We start from the raw sequence: 13,858 nt of genomic DNA on the forward strand, positions 1-13,858 counted from the left end.
GCGCTTCCGGCGTGAGGGATGATTTTGAGATTGTAGCCGCCAGAACGCTGGCCTAAGCTGCAGGCATTGACGGCAAACGCGGCCCCTTGGGTGGGGTCGCCGAGACGGAGCCCGAGGGGTAAATCATGGCGACCAATTCTGGTGGTGACGGCAAAAACACGCTCTACTGCAGCTTCTGCGGCAAAAGCCAGCATGAGGTGCGCAAGCTGATCGCGGGCCCGACCGTGTTCATCTGTGATGAGTGTGTCGAGCTCTGCATGGATATCATCCGTGAAGAGACCAAGGCCAGCGGCCTGAAATCCTCGGACGGCGTGCCGACTCCCAAGGATATCTGTGAGGTGCTGGACGATTATGTGATCGGACAGGCCACCGCCAAGCGTGTTCTGTCGGTTGCGGTGCACAACCACTACAAGCGCCTGAATCACGCCCAGAAGGCGGGCAACGATATTGAGCTGGCCAAGTCCAACATCCTGCTGATCGGCCCGACCGGCTGCGGTAAGACGCTGCTGGCGCAGACACTGGCGCGGATTCTGGATGTGCCGTTCACCATGGCGGATGCAACCACGCTGACCGAAGCCGGATACGTGGGCGAGGATGTTGAGAACATCATTCTCAAGCTGTTGCAGGCGAGCGAATACAATGTCGAACGCGCGCAGCGCGGCATTGTCTATATCGACGAGGTCGACAAGATCACGCGCAAGTCCGAAAACCCCTCGATCACGCGCGACGTATCGGGTGAGGGCGTGCAGCAGGCTCTGCTGAAACTGATGGAAGGTACAGTGGCCTCGGTACCGCCGCAAGGCGGGCGCAAGCATCCGCAGCAGGAATTCCTGCAAGTGGATACCACGAACATCCTGTTCATCTGTGGCGGCGCGTTTGCTGGTCTGGATAAGATCATCGCACAGCGCGGCAAAGGCTCTGCTATGGGCTTCGGCGCGGATGTCCGCGACAATGATGAGCGTGGCGTTGGCGAGATCTTTAAGGATCTCGAGCCCGAAGATTTGCTGAAATTCGGCCTGATCCCGGAATTTGTTGGCCGCCTGCCGGTTCTGGCGACGCTGGAAGATCTGGACGAAGATGCGCTGGTCACCATTCTGACAAGCCCGAAAAACGCTCTGGTCAAGCAATACCAACGGTTGTTCGAGTTGGAAGACGCAGAGCTGGCTTTCACGGATGATGCGCTGAAAGCCATTGCGAAAAAAGCTATTGAGCGCAAAACCGGTGCGCGAGGTCTGCGGTCGATCCTCGAAGACATCCTGCTGGATACGATGTTCGAATTGCCGGGTATGAAGAATGTGACCGAAGTAGTGGTCAATGAAGAGGCGGTTACATCCGAGTCTCAGCCTTTGATCATCTATGCAGACACGGCAGAGTCGGCGTCCGCTGGCTAAGCACGTTCCTCAATTCACTTGGATCATATTCGGAGACGTGAGTAAGGGGCACTGCCCCCGCCGCGGCAAGCCGCGACACCCCCGAAGTATTTAATGCCAGATGAAGCAGGGGATCCGTCCTTCATCTGGCCGAATATATCCCGGAGCGCGAGGCAGAGCCTCGCATTTTCGACGATTATGCCAAACGGCAATTGGTTTCTGAGAGGGCTCGAATGACAATCAGGCGCATATCTTCAGGTGGTGAGTTCGAGGTTAAGGCAGGCTATTGCCGGGCAGTTGTCGCCGGTGGTTGGGTACATGTCGCAGGCACAGTCGGGCAGGGTGACACTGTTGTCGAACAATGCCGGTCCGCCCTTGATATCATCGGGAACGCCTTAGAGGAGGCGGGCACTTCATTCTCGAACGTGGTGCGTGTGACCTATATGCTGCCAGATCGCACCGAATTTGCGCCTTGTTGGCCTGTGTTGGCCGAGACGTTCGGTGCAAATCCGCCTGCAGCGACGATGATTGAATGCGGTTTGATCGACCCGAAGTACCGGATCGAAATCGAAGTGACCGCGATTTTGCCGGATTGACGCAGACAAGCTCCGTTGCACTGGACCTTGGCGAGCCTTTGGTCCATATCTGCGGAGACAGAAATGCCGGAGGCAGCCGATGGGAATCCTGAACAGTCTTTTGCGGGCCGTGACCTGGTGGAACGGGGCCACTCTGAACACGCAGATCTATACCTCGCGGAAAGGTGTCAAAGTCGGTGAAGACAACGAAGGCAACGTGTTCTATCGCACCGCTGATGACAGCAAGCGCTGGGTGATTTTCAATGGCGAGGCTGAGGCAAGCCGGATTGATCCCGACTGGCATGGCTGGCTGCACCGTACCTGGGATGAGCCACCAACGGACAAGCCGCTGGCGCATAAGTCCTGGGAAAAACCGCATCAGGAGAATCTGACCGGAACCGCGCTGGCTTACACCCCTGCGGGGTCTTTGCGTCGTCCTGACCCGGTTGAACGCAGCGATTACGAGGCGTGGAGCCCGGAATAGGCGAGGCCAGATGTCTACTCATACCAAGACCGAAGTTATTGTCGGCGGGGTCGTGCTCGCCTGTGCCATCGCGTTTGGCGTCTACGCAAGCCAGTCCACAGGCCTGTCTCAAACCCGCGTTGGTTATGAGTTGGGCGCGTCGTTCCGCTCGCTCGAGGGCGTGGGTGTCGGTACAGACGTGCGGCTTGCGGGCGTGAAGATCGGGACAGTAACCGACGTGACCCTGAACTCTGATACCTACCGGGCCGATACACGTTTCTCTGTGGCGGATGGAATTCTCATCCCCGATGACAGCGCGATTGTGATTTCCTCCGAGGGTTTGCTGGGCGGGAACTTTGTTGAAGTGATGCCCGGTGGGTCCCCGTTTTATTTCGAGGCGGGTGATGAGATTACGGATACGCAGGGTGCGGTCAGCCTGATCTCGTTGCTGGTGAAATTCGTGGCCGGGGACGGTAGCGAATGATGCGTATGGCTCTGATGGCTGTTCTGCTGTCGACCAGTGTCGCCTCGGCCCAGCAAAAGGTTGAGTCCGGACCGGGCGCGATGTTGCGCGGGCTTGATAAGGTCAGCGGTCAGACCGTGGATGTCGAGGTGCGGAACGGGCAGACAGAGAGTGTGTTCGGGTTGGACGTCGCTTTGGGCGATTGCCGTTATCCGGCCGAGAACCCGACCGGGGACGCGTTTGCCTATCTCACGATTTGGGAGCAGGGCAAGGCGCAGCAATTGTTTGATGGCTGGATGATCGCAACTTCACCGGCGCTGAATGCGCTGGATCATGCGCGTTACGATGTCTGGGTGATCCGCTGTATGACCCCCTGAGGTCGCTGCTTTAGATCAGCAGTGAAATCCGCGCTGACCTCAAGCGCTTGCTTTAATTCGCTATGATAGGCTGCGCGCGGTATTTCGATGGCGCCCAGCGAGGCGAGATGTGCGGTCAGAAACTGCGTGTCGAACAGGACAAATCCAGTTTGCCGCAAGCGGTCCACCAGATAGGCCAATGCGATCTTGGACGCATCGGTGCGACGCGAAAACATGCTTTCACCAAAGAAGGCCGCGCCTAAAACCACGCCATAGACACCGCCAACCAGGCGATCTGCGTCCCAGACTTCGAGAGAGTGGGCGTGGCCGGTCTTATGCAATTCGTCGTAAAGCCGACGCAGTTCCGGGTTGATCCAAGTGTCCGCCCGGTCAGCGCAACCCTCTACCACGCCTGCAAAGTCGCGATTGATGCTGATGGTGAATCCGCAGGTTCGCAGACGGCGGGCCAGACTGCGCGAGATGTGGAAACCGTCCAAAGGAAAAACGCCTCGGAACTTCGGGTCGACCCAGAAAAGTTCGGGGTCATCACGGTGTTCGGCCATCGGAAAGATACCGATGGAATAGCCGTGCAGCAGAAGTTCGGGGGAAAGGCTCATGCTGGATGCCCTGGGACCGGAAGGCCGTAACCTTCCGATCCCGTGTTCTTATTGGGCCATATTCTCCGCAAGCCAGTGCTCCAGCCAGTGGATGTTGTAGTCACCGCTGTGTAGATCGGGTTCCTGCAGCAGCGCGTGGAACAGGGGAACAGTGGTGTCGATGCCGTCGACGATCAGTTCGCCCAATGCGCGTTCCAAACGTGCCAGCGCCTCGGCCCGGTCACGGCCCTGCACGATCAGCTTGGCAATCAGCGAGTCGTAGTAGGGCGGGATCGAATAGCCGTCATAGAGTGCTGAATCCATCCGAACCCCCAGACCGCCCGGAGCGTGATACGCAGTGATCTTGCCGGGGCAGGGCGAGAAATTTGGCAGCTTCTCAGCGTTGATCCGTACTTCGATGGCGTGGCCATTGATCTCAAGATCGTCCTGACCAAACGACATATCCTCACCAGCGGCGACAAGGATTTGTTCGCGCACCAGATCGACGCCAAAGATGCCTTCGGTCACGGGGTGTTCCACCTGTAGGCGGGTGTTCATTTCGATGAAATAGAACTCGCCATTTTCGTACAGGAACTCGATGGTGCCCGCGCCGATATAGTTGATTTTGGCAACCGCATCCGCACAGACCTTACCGATCTTGGCGCGTTCTTCCGGGGTGATGCAGGGGCCAGGGGCCTCTTCGAACACCTTCTGGTGGCGGCGCTGCAGCGAACAGTCGCGTTCACCCAAGTGAACCGCCTTGCCTTTGCCATCGCCAAAGACCTGAATCTCGATATGGCGCGGCGTGGTGAGGTATTTCTCGATATAGACCTCGTCATTGCCAAAGGCAGCCTTGCCCTCGGCGCGCGCGGTCATGAAAGCGCTTTCCATCTCGTCGGCGCTCATCGCGACTTTCATGCCACGGCCGCCGCCACCGGCGGTGGCTTTGATGATAACGGGATAGCCGAATTCCTCACCGATGCGCTTGGCGTCTTCCAGAGTCGGAACGCCGCCATCGGAGCCGGGAACGCAGGGCACACCCAGTTCCTTCATGGTGTCCTTGGCGGTGATCTTGTCACCCATGACGCGAATATGTTCTGCGGTGGGGCCAATGAAGGTGATGCCGTGATCTTCGACGATCTGCACGAACTCGGCATTTTCGGACAGGAAGCCATAGCCCGGGTGGATCGCCTGCGCGCCGGTGATTTCACAGGCCGAGATGATCGCGGGCACGGACAGATAGCTTTGCGGGCTGGGCGGAGGGCCAATGCAGACCGATTCGTCCGCCATGCGCACATGCATCGCGTCGCTGTCGGCGGTCGAATGCACGGCAACCGTCTTGATCCCCATCTCGCGCGCGGCGCGGATCACGCGCAGGGCGATCTCGCCTCGGTTGGCAATCAGGATTTTGTCGAACATGGGCCCGCCTTACTCAACGATGACCAAAGGCGTGCCGAATTCCACAGCGTCGCCATCGCCCACCAGGATACGTTTGATGGTGCCGGATTTGGGCGCGTGGATGTGGTTCATGGTCTTCATTGCTTCGACGATCAGCAGCGTGTCGCCTTCGGACACTGAAGCGCCAACCGAGATAAACGAAGGCGCGCCCGGTTCGGGCTGCATATAGACCGTGCCGACCATGGGCGAGGTCACGGCGCCGGGGTGGCTGGCAGGATCATCCACAGCGGCAGGAGCTTCGGCAGCGGCAGGGGCGGCGACCGGAGCGGGCGCTGCGGGGGCGGCTGCTGGAACGGCGACCTGAACCGGAGCGGCAACAGTCTGCGACATACGGCTCACACGGACATTCAGGCTGTCTTCTTCGCCATATTCACGTTTGACCTGCAGTTCGGTCAGATCATTTTCGCGCAGCAATTCGGCCAGTGCCTTGATGAACGCCACATCCGCTTCGTGTTTGGTATCTGTCATGAGTGTCCTCGAAGGTTCCCCTATGGCCCGTCTGTTTCCTGCGGGCTTGGTCTGATTACGCTGGGTTATATGCTATGCGGGCGGTCATGAAAAGCGCCGTTTGGGCCTTCGATTATGGGGTTTTGCGTCGTATTTCGGACGTGGCGCCGCTCATAAGGGCATCCCTGACAGTTTGGCCACCAGCTCTGGCAGCTTTCGGGCTCCGAATTTTTCCAGCAGCCGGGCGCGATAGGCTTCGATGGTGCGATAGCTCAACCCAAGTTCGACGCCGATTTCCTTGGCCGAGAGACCCCGGCACGACAGGATCGCCACTTCACGCTCGCGCGTGGTCAGTTCAACCAGCGGACGTTCCTCAGAGATGTCGGAAAAGCTCCAGATGCCATGCCGGAAAGGATCATCTGGCGTGAGGGATCGCCCCCGTGCGCGGCACCAGAACAGGTCGCCATCACGGCGGCGCATAACCCGTTCATCGGTGTAATATCCGGTGTCGCGCATTACCTGAAGGCTGCGTGCGCCGATACGTTCCCAATCAGCAACCGATGGGTAAAGGTGCAGCAGAGGCATATTGCGATACTCGGCCTCATCCCCGCCGAAGGTCCGCGCGAACTGTAGATTGCAACGTCGGATGATCCGGTTTTCAAGCTCGACAAGGCCGATGGGGGCGTATTCGAAGGCGGGATCGCTCATATACCTATGGTGACGCGTATTGTGCTGAAAGAGAAGGGGAGGCAACAGGTTTCCCCGATTCCAGACATCTGGATTTGTTAAGCTTGTAAATTTGCTTTGAAAACACTTGGGCAACTGTTAAAAATTATAGACTAATTCTGAAAACCATAGCGACGATCCCAAAGGTCCAGCAGCGATGCGAGACACTCTGACAGGCAGCCGGATACGCGAAAGGCGGCAGATTTCGGGATTGCGGCAGGCCGAACTGGCGCGGCAGGTTGGAATTTCGGCCTCTTATCTGAACCTGATTGAACACAATCGCCGCCGGATCGGGGGCAAGCTGCTGGTCGATATTGCCTCGGCTCTGTCGGTTGAACCGTCGCTGCTGACACAGGGGATTGAGGCTACGCTGATCGCGGCGCTGCGCGAGGCTGCGGCGGACGCGCTGGGCCAGCAGGCGGAATTGGATGCGCTTGAGGAATTTGCCGGACGTTTTCCCGGCTGGTCCGGGGTTTTGGCGCAGATGCACCGCCGCGTGGTTTCGCTGGAGCGGACGGTGGAAACACTCTCGGACCGGCTGACCCATGACCCGCATCTGGCCGCTTCGATGCATGAGGTGCTGTCGACCGCTGCCGCGATCCGATCCACCGCCGCCATTCTGGCCGAACCCGGCGACATCGAGGCCGAGTGGCAGGACCGCTTTCACAGCAATCTCCATCAGGATGCGGAACGATTGGCCGAAAGCTCCAAGGCACTGGTGGCCTATCTGGATGACAGTCAGGAGCAGGGCGACTTAAGGGGTATTCCGCTAGACGCGGTCGAGGCTTTCTTTGCTGAGCGGGGCTTTAACTTTCCTGAGATTGAGACAGGAGGGAAAGGCGTTGATGTGGCGTTGGACAAGCTGGAGTCGTCCGCCGCCAGAACGGTGGCGACCGAGCTTCTGGACCTTTATGCCGCAGACGCGCGTGCCATGCCGCTTGATCAGGTTGAGGCCGCGTTGGATCCGACAAACTCTGATCCGCTGGCCCTTGCGGCGGCCTTTTCTGTTGATTTGCCTACGGCGCTACGACGGCTGGCGTCCTTGCCCGAAGGCGTGCTGGCACGCCCTGCCGGGCTGGTCATCTGCGATACTTCGGGCAGTGTTTTGTTTTACAAGCCCACCCAGGGGTTCGGGCTGCCGCGTCACGGCGAAGCGTGCCCGCTCTGGCCCTTGTTTAGCGCGTTGAATCGCCCTCTGGTCCCGATTCGCAGACGTGTAGTGCAACTGGGTCGAACGGCAGCTGAGTTTGAGTGCATCGCAATCGCCTGGCCCCAACCTGTCGCAGCGTTCGGGGATGAGCCCGTATATCGGTCAATCATGCTGGTTCTGCCGGTAGAAGGTTCTGCGCAACCCGCTGAAGGTGCGGCGCAAGTGGGGGCAAGTTGCCGAATTTGCCCGAAACGTGATTGCCATGCACGGCGTGAGCCTTCGATCCTGCGCGAAGGGTTTTGACAGTTTCCGGGCAGAACGCTTAAGCTGTTTTAGACAGGTGGCCGGACGTGCGACCGGTCATGGGGAGGAATTGCAAATATGAGCCGTAAGGTTCTGCTGATCGAGGATGAGCCCAACATCACCGAAGCGATCCGGTTTCTGCTGACGCGCGAGGGTTGGCAGGTCGAGACCCATGCCGAGGGCACGAATGCAGTGCAGGTCGTGCTGGCGGCCCGGCCCGATCTGGTCATTCTGGATGTGATGCTGCCGGGCAAAAACGGCATGGAGATATTGCGTGATCTGCGCGAGCACGATGAGATGCAGGGCCTGCCGGTTCTGATGCTGACCGCGCGCGGGCAATCCCGCGACCGCGAGATGGCAGAGCAGGCCGGGGTCAGCCGTTTCATGACCAAGCCGTTCTCGAATACCGAGGTTCTGACAGCTGTGCGTGATCTGCACGCGCAGGCCTCGCGATCATGAGCCCCTCGGACGAGGGTGAGGACTCTGGCGGTCCGGTTCGACCGTCGCTTTTTCTGGAGCGTCAAAGCTATCGCCGCCGCAGACTGGCTGACGCGGCGCGCCTGTTGCCGTTTCTGGGGGCGGCATTGCTGGCCCTTCCGTTGCTCTGGCCTGACAGCAATGGTGAAACCGATGCGCTGTCGCTGTCGTCAGCGATGTTCTACATCTTTGCGTGCTGGGGTGTTCTGATCCTGATCAGCCTGATTTTCGGTTTTGCAGCCCGGCGTATGGCCGCGCGTGAGAAAGCCGAATCCGGGGCCGAGCTATGGCAACGCTGAACGTCCTGATACTGGTCTGTCTGGGCTATGTCGTGTTGTTGTTCGGCGTGGCCTTTGCCGCCGACCGGCTTGCTGCGCGCGGAGGCGGGAAGTGGTTGCGTTCACCACTGATCTACACGTTATCGCTGTCGATCTACTGCACGGCCTGGACGTTCTATGGAGCCGTCGGCAATGCCGCGCGGTCGGGGCTTGAGTTCGTCACCATCTATCTGGGTCCGACGCTGGTGATGGTGAGTTGGTGGTGGGGTCTGCGCAAGCTGGTGCGGATCGGACGCAGCCAGCGGGTGACCTCGATCGCTGACTTGATCTCGTCGCGCTATGGCAAGTCGAACACGCTGGCGGTTTGCGTGACCATTCTGGCGGTTCTGGGGGGCACTCCGTATATCGCGTTGCAGCTGCAGTCGATCACGCTGTCGTTTTCGATCTTTGCCGAGGCAGATCCGACCGGCCTCTATCGCGAAGGCTCCAGCGTGTTCTGGGTGGCCACTGGGCTTGCAGTGTTTGCGATCCTGTTCGGCACGCGAAACCTGGACGCCAACGAGCGGCACCACGGCGTTGTCACGGCCATCGCATTGGAGTCGGTGGTCAAACTGTTTGCCTTGCTGGCGGTTGGTATCTTCGTCGTGTGGGGTATCGCCGGTGGAATCGGCCCGATGATGGATCGAATTGATGCATCGGAAATCGGTCAGTGGAGAGTGGATGCCGGGCGGTGGACCACCTTCATCTTCCTGTCGGCTGCGGCCTTTGTCTGTCTGCCGCGGATGTTCCAGGTGATGGTTGTCGAAAACGATGACGAAAGCCATCTGCGCACCGCGGCCTGGGCCTTTCCGCTGTATCTGCTGTTGATGAGCCTCTTTGTGGTGCCGATTGCCGTGGTCGGTCTGGACTTGCTGCCGGAGGGGTCGAACCCGGACCTGTTCGTACTGACGGTGCCCCTGTCACAAGGCAATGACTGGCTGGCGATGCTCTCCTTTATCGGCGGCTTCTCATCTGCCACTTCGATGGTGATCGTGACCGCCATGGCGTTGTCGACGATGGTTTCGAACCATGTGGTCATGCCGATCTGGCTGAATACGCATGAGGGGGCGGGTTCGGTTTCAGGCGATGTGCGCACGATCGTGCTGATGGCCCGGCGGGTATCAATCGCAGCGATTATGGCGCTGGGTTATTTTTACTATCGCCTGTCCGGAGGCGGTGCGGCGCTGGCCTCCATCGGGTTGGTGGCTTTTGCCGGGATTTCGCAGATTTTGCCGGCCCTTGTGGGGGGATTGTTTTGGCGCGGGGCGACGCGAACAGGGGCTCTGGTCGGACTGAGCGTCGGCTTCTTCCTTTGGATTTACACGTTGCTGTTGCCGGGCATGGGCGGAGGAATCATCGCACCTTCGGTAATTGAGAACGGCCCCTTCGGCTGGGGTTGGCTGCGCCCGCAAGCCTTGTTCGGGATCGAGGGGATCGATCCGATGGTGCATACTGTGATGTGGTCCCTGTCGCTGAATACGATCGCCTTCTGCGTTGCCTCGATGCTGAGTTTTCCCAGTCCGCTCGAACGCCTTCAGGGGGCACAGTTCGTCAACGTCTTCGATCATTCCGCCGCACCGCGCGGATGGACCGGATCAGTGGCGCAGAGCGAAGATTTGATGATCATGACCCAGCGTATTCTGGGAACGTTGCCTGCGCAGGAGTTTTTTCAGGCCGAGGTTGCGCGGCAAAAGGGCCGCCCCGGTCGTTTGCCCGAACCTACGCCGCAATTTCTGGAGCGTCTTGAGCGCGAATTGAGCGGCTCGGTCGGTGCCGCAACCGCGCATGCCATGATCGGGCAGATTGTCGGCGGCGCGTCGGTCTCGGTCGAGGACCTGCTGGCCGTGGCCGACGAATCTGCGCAGCTGCTTGAGTATTCCGGCCAGCTCGAAGTGAAGTCGGCCGAGCTGAGCCGTACTGCGCGGCAGCTGCGCGAGGCGAACGCAAAGCTGACTCAGGTATCGATGCAGAAAGATGCGTTTCTCAGCCAGGTCAGTCACGAATTGCGGACCCCGATGACCTCGATCCGGGCGTTCTCTGAGATCATGCGCGACACTGATGGATTGAGTGATGCCGAGCAGACCCGTTACGCGGCGATCATTCATGATGAAGCGCTGCGTCTGACGCGCCTTTTGGATGATCTGCTGGACTTGAGCGTATTGGAAAGTGGTCAAGTCAGTCTGAACATAGGTGAGGCGACGCTGAGCCAGGTGCTGGACCGCGCTGTTTCGAGCGCGCTTACGGGTGGCGAGCGGAAACTGGCGGTGAAACGTGTGCGCCCGTCCGAGCGGATTCAGCTCCACACGGATCTGGACCGTCTGGGGCAAGTGTTTATCAACCTGATCTCGAACGCGCAGAAGTATTGCAACGCGGCCGAGCCGGTGCTGACCATTTCCGCTCATGATGTGGGCGGCCAAGTGGTGATCGATTTCATCGACAATGGGAGTGGTATCCCGTTCGAGGCGCAATCGATGGTGTTCGAGAAATTCGCCCGCGTCGGTTCCGACAAGGCAGGCGGGGCCGGGCTGGGCCTCGCGATTTGTCGCGAGATCATGCAGCGCCTTGGAGGCGAAGTGGCTTATCTGCCCGGGCAGGGCGGTGCAGCATTCCGGGTCAGCCTACCGCTGGCTTATCGGCAGGCGGCACAATGACGATGATATAAAGACATTCGTAACGCCCGCCGGGCTACACCAAGAGTCGCAATATCGACAAACGGTGGATTCGGGCGATGACAGTTCAGGCCAAGCCAGCATTGGCGCGCAAGCTTTCGGCAGGACAGGACAGCGTGGCTGAACCGCCTCGTTCGATCCTGCGCGCCTTGCGGCTCGGGTTGGCGCGCGCTGCAGGCGATGGGCTGGGGCTGGGCTTGTCGGTGATCGGGGCAAAGCATACCAAGCGCGCGCAGCCCGAGTTGGCCGAAAGACTGCAAGACAGCTGGCTGTTGTTGCTTTTTCTATCCGAGCAGGCAGGTGCGACAGCGGTGTGTCTGGATCCGGGATGTGTTTCGGCCATTGTCCAGCAGCAAACAATCGGGATGGTCACATCCGACCCTCCGTCTGAACGCGTCTTTACCGAGACCGATGCGGCAATGACCGCGCCATTGTTCGAGGATATGTTGGACCGTGCGCGCGGTCTTGTTGACGGGCCGGCGGATCTTATCAGTCTTTCGGGGTATGAATATGCCTCGCGGTCCGAGGATGTGCAGGCGCTGCTGCTTGCGATGACGTATGACAGTTGCCGTGTTGTAGAACTGACGGTCGAGCTCGCCGGTGGTGCGCGGCAGGGTGAGATTTGTATTTTGCTGCCTGACCCTCCGCTGTCAGAAAAGGAACAGGCTGAGCAGGAAAACAGTTCGGGTCTGAGGCTACAGCAGGCCTCAGGCGTGATGAGGGCCGAGTTGCATGCCGTGCTCTGTCGCATGTCCCTACCGCTGACCAGCCTGTCTGAACTGGACGTGGGGGATGTTCTTCCGCTGAGCGTGGCAAAGCTGGATAAGGTTCAGATTACAACGATCGAGCGGGGGCGGATGGCGATAGGGCGGTTGGGGCAGTGCGGCGGAATGCGGGCAGTTCGGATCAACGAACACCGCGCCTCCACGGCCTTGACCTATTCAGAGCCGCAACCGTTTCTGCCCAGACAGCCTCGAACTGACAACGCGGGTGGACAAGATATCTCGACGGCATCTGAAATCGGACTGACCGAGGGTTTGAGTAATCTCACGTCGATCGGCGTTGATGGCGATGCCGGTGAATTGCTACTCACCGATTCCAAGCAAATGATCTCAGAGATTTCGCAGCTCGCAGGTCTTCCGAGGTCTGATGAAACGAGCTGAAGCGTCAGCTCTGGTCTCTCATCTGGTTCAGCGCGGGACGCAGGTTATCCAGCGCGTAGCCTGCCTTGCTGGTGGCATCGAGAATGTCATCCGTGCTCAGCCGGTCGCATTGCCCAAACGCCCAGACCACCGAACACCGCGTTCCCGAGGCGCAATACGCCAGGACAGGCCCGCTGCAATTCTCAGCCATATCGCGCTGACGGGCGACATTTTCGGGCGTCATTGTTTGGTGCGTCAATTCCAACACCTCGTACTCCAGCCCGGCGTCGCGCACGGCCTGACCGATTGCATCGGATTGCTGATCCGGCGGCACCTCGGAATTGGGTCGGTTGCAGATCACCTTGACAAATCCTGCAGCGGCGATGGCTGGCACGTCCTCAACCGTGATCTGAGGCGAGACGGCGTAGCGGGGGGTAATCGGTCGAATCTCCATGGCAATTGCTTAGGCCGCGTTTGCGATCCTGTCCAGTTGCGCCCCCACCTTCGGGGCCGCAAACATGCCTGCGATCATCGCAATCAGGAACACAATTCCGCCAGCACCGCCATAACTCAGCGACGCCATGGCTGGACCCGGGCACAAACCCGCTAGCCCCCAACCAACACCGAACAGTACCGAACCGACAACGAGACGGCGATCAAGCTCCACCCGCGGCGGGGCAGGGAAGGTGCCGCCGACCAGCGGGGTCCCGCTTCGTGTCAGCCGCCACGCGACCAGCATTGGCAGGATCGCTCCGCCCATGACAAAGGCAAGCGTCGGGTCCCAATTGCCGAACACATCCAGCCAGCCCTGCACCTTGGTGGTGTCGGTCATGCCTGAAATTAAAAGCCCTGTACCAAACAGAGATCCTGCGAGGAAAGCAAACAGTCCGCGCATCAGATAACTCCCAAAGTATGGCGAAACAGAACAACGGTCAGCCCGCCTGCCAGAATGTAGAAAACGGTTGCCACGATACCCCGAAGCGAAAACCGAGTAATGCCGCAAACCCCGTGTCCCGACGTGCAGCCATTGGCGATGCGGGTGCCAACACCTACCAACAGGCCAGCCATGATTATGATGGCCATGTCACCCGTCAGATGGGTCTGCGACTGCGGCGCGATCAGCGGGCGCAGCAGAAACGGCATTAGGATCAGCCCGGCCAGGAATGCCAGTCGCTCAGTGATCACGCTGCGGTCGTTGCGTTCGAGCAGCCCGCCAAGGATGCCGCTCGCGCCCATGATGCGACCGTTGCAAAGAAGATAAACGGCGGCACCTAGTCCGATCAGAAGCCCTCCGACCAGACCCCAGACCCATTCAATCATCATGGTCGATTCCTCTTACTTTCATG

General features: G+C 59.4%; 17 protein-coding genes. 10 read left to right on the forward strand and 7 right to left on the reverse strand.

Annotation, left to right across the window (positions count from 1 at the left end; genetic code table 11):
• The first annotated feature begins 125 nt into the window (after positions 1–125).
• The 5 genes from clpX to ACR0AZ_RS02055 all read left to right on the forward strand — a co-directional run bounded on the left by clpX (position 126) and on the right by ACR0AZ_RS02055 (position 3,248).
• Positions 126–1,391: an ATP-dependent Clp protease ATP-binding subunit ClpX gene (gene clpX / locus ACR0AZ_RS02035; protein WP_480469245.1), complete on the forward strand. Its 1,266-nt coding sequence runs from the start codon at positions 126–128 to the stop codon at positions 1,389–1,391.
• A 212-nt stretch (positions 1,392–1,603) separates the two neighbouring features.
• Positions 1,604–1,966, forward strand: a complete 363-nt coding sequence (locus ACR0AZ_RS02040; RefSeq protein WP_480469246.1) for a RidA family protein — start codon at positions 1,604–1,606, stop codon at positions 1,964–1,966.
• A gap of 79 nt (positions 1,967–2,045) precedes the next feature.
• Positions 2,046–2,429 (forward strand): NADH:ubiquinone oxidoreductase subunit NDUFA12, encoded by a 384-nt coding sequence (locus ACR0AZ_RS02045; RefSeq protein WP_480469247.1) that lies wholly within the window; start codon positions 2,046–2,048, stop codon positions 2,427–2,429.
• Positions 2,430–2,439: 10 nt separating this feature from the next.
• A complete protein-coding gene (gene mlaD / locus ACR0AZ_RS02050; protein ID WP_480469248.1) occupies positions 2,440–2,892 on the forward strand; it encodes an outer membrane lipid asymmetry maintenance protein MlaD in 453 nt (150 codons plus the stop codon).
• Positions 2,889–3,248 carry a DUF2155 domain-containing protein gene (locus ACR0AZ_RS02055; protein ID WP_480469249.1) on the forward strand — a complete coding sequence of 120 codons (360 nt, stop codon included), beginning with the start codon at positions 2,889–2,891 and terminating at the stop codon, positions 3,246–3,248. Before mlaD ends, ACR0AZ_RS02055 begins: the two co-directional genes overlap by 4 nt.
• Here ACR0AZ_RS02055 and aat read toward each other — a convergent pair.
• From aat to ACR0AZ_RS02075, 4 genes are all read right to left on the reverse strand, one after another.
• Positions 3,212–3,844, reverse strand: a complete 633-nt coding sequence (gene aat / locus ACR0AZ_RS02060; RefSeq protein ID WP_480469250.1) for a leucyl/phenylalanyl-tRNA--protein transferase — start codon at positions 3,842–3,844, stop codon at positions 3,212–3,214. The genes ACR0AZ_RS02055 and aat overlap by 37 nt on opposite strands.
• A 48-nt stretch (positions 3,845–3,892) precedes the next feature.
• Positions 3,893–5,242, reverse strand: a complete 1,350-nt coding sequence (accC, locus tag ACR0AZ_RS02065; RefSeq protein WP_480469251.1) for an acetyl-CoA carboxylase biotin carboxylase subunit — start codon at positions 5,240–5,242, stop codon at positions 3,893–3,895.
• Positions 5,243–5,251: 9 nt separating this feature from the next.
• On the reverse strand, positions 5,252–5,749 hold the full coding sequence (accB, locus tag ACR0AZ_RS02070; protein ID WP_480469252.1) for an acetyl-CoA carboxylase biotin carboxyl carrier protein: 498 nt from the start codon (positions 5,747–5,749) through the stop codon (positions 5,252–5,254).
• A gap of 150 nt (positions 5,750–5,899) precedes the next feature.
• Positions 5,900–6,436 (reverse strand): helix-turn-helix transcriptional regulator, encoded by a 537-nt coding sequence (locus ACR0AZ_RS02075; RefSeq protein ID WP_480469253.1) that lies wholly within the window; start codon positions 6,434–6,436, stop codon positions 5,900–5,902.
• A 175-nt stretch (positions 6,437–6,611) separates the two neighbouring features.
• Here ACR0AZ_RS02075 and ACR0AZ_RS02080 point away from each other — a divergent pair, with 175 nt between their 5' ends.
• From ACR0AZ_RS02080 to ACR0AZ_RS02100, 5 genes are all read left to right on the forward strand, one after another.
• Entirely contained in the window at positions 6,612–7,907 is a 1,296-nt protein-coding gene (locus tag ACR0AZ_RS02080) for a short-chain fatty acyl-CoA regulator family protein (RefSeq protein WP_480666655.1), read from the forward strand.
• 78 nt (positions 7,908–7,985) lie between these two features.
• Entirely contained in the window at positions 7,986–8,366 is a 381-nt protein-coding gene (locus ACR0AZ_RS02085; RefSeq protein ID WP_480469255.1) for a response regulator transcription factor, read from the forward strand.
• Positions 8,363–8,683 carry a hypothetical protein gene (locus tag ACR0AZ_RS02090; RefSeq protein ID WP_480469256.1) on the forward strand — a complete coding sequence of 107 codons (321 nt, stop codon included), beginning with the start codon at positions 8,363–8,365 and terminating at the stop codon, positions 8,681–8,683. Before ACR0AZ_RS02085 ends, ACR0AZ_RS02090 begins: the two co-directional genes overlap by 4 nt.
• The gene (locus ACR0AZ_RS02095; protein WP_480469257.1) at positions 8,671–11,352 is read left to right on the forward strand and encodes an ATP-binding protein; all 2,682 of its coding nucleotides are present in this window, start codon (positions 8,671–8,673) and stop codon (positions 11,350–11,352) included. Before ACR0AZ_RS02090 ends, ACR0AZ_RS02095 begins: the two co-directional genes overlap by 13 nt.
• Positions 11,353–11,429: 77 nt before the next feature.
• Positions 11,430–12,533 carry a FliM/FliN family flagellar motor switch protein gene (locus ACR0AZ_RS02100; RefSeq protein WP_480666656.1) on the forward strand — a complete coding sequence of 368 codons (1,104 nt, stop codon included), beginning with the start codon at positions 11,430–11,432 and terminating at the stop codon, positions 12,531–12,533.
• A gap of 4 nt (positions 12,534–12,537) precedes the next feature.
• Here ACR0AZ_RS02100 and ACR0AZ_RS02105 read toward each other — a convergent pair whose 3' ends face one another.
• Genes ACR0AZ_RS02105 through ACR0AZ_RS02115 form a run of 3 tightly spaced genes read right to left on the reverse strand, consistent with a single transcriptional unit; the run spans position 12,538 to position 13,835 of the window.
• The gene (locus tag ACR0AZ_RS02105; protein ID WP_480657169.1) at positions 12,538–12,966 is read right to left on the reverse strand and encodes a protein tyrosine phosphatase family protein; all 429 of its coding nucleotides are present in this window, start codon (positions 12,964–12,966) and stop codon (positions 12,538–12,540) included.
• Positions 12,967–12,975: 9 nt separating this feature from the next.
• Positions 12,976–13,407: a DUF6691 family protein gene (locus ACR0AZ_RS02110; RefSeq protein WP_480666657.1), complete on the reverse strand. Its 432-nt coding sequence runs from the start codon at positions 13,405–13,407 to the stop codon at positions 12,976–12,978.
• Positions 13,407–13,835, reverse strand: coding sequence for a YeeE/YedE family protein (locus ACR0AZ_RS02115; protein ID WP_480666658.1), 429 nt, complete (start codon positions 13,833–13,835; stop codon positions 13,407–13,409). The genes ACR0AZ_RS02110 and ACR0AZ_RS02115 overlap by 1 nt, the downstream gene beginning before the upstream one ends.
• Positions 13,836–13,858 lie beyond the last annotated feature (23 nt).

This window comes from Ruegeria sp. BE3, assembly GCF_056538865.1.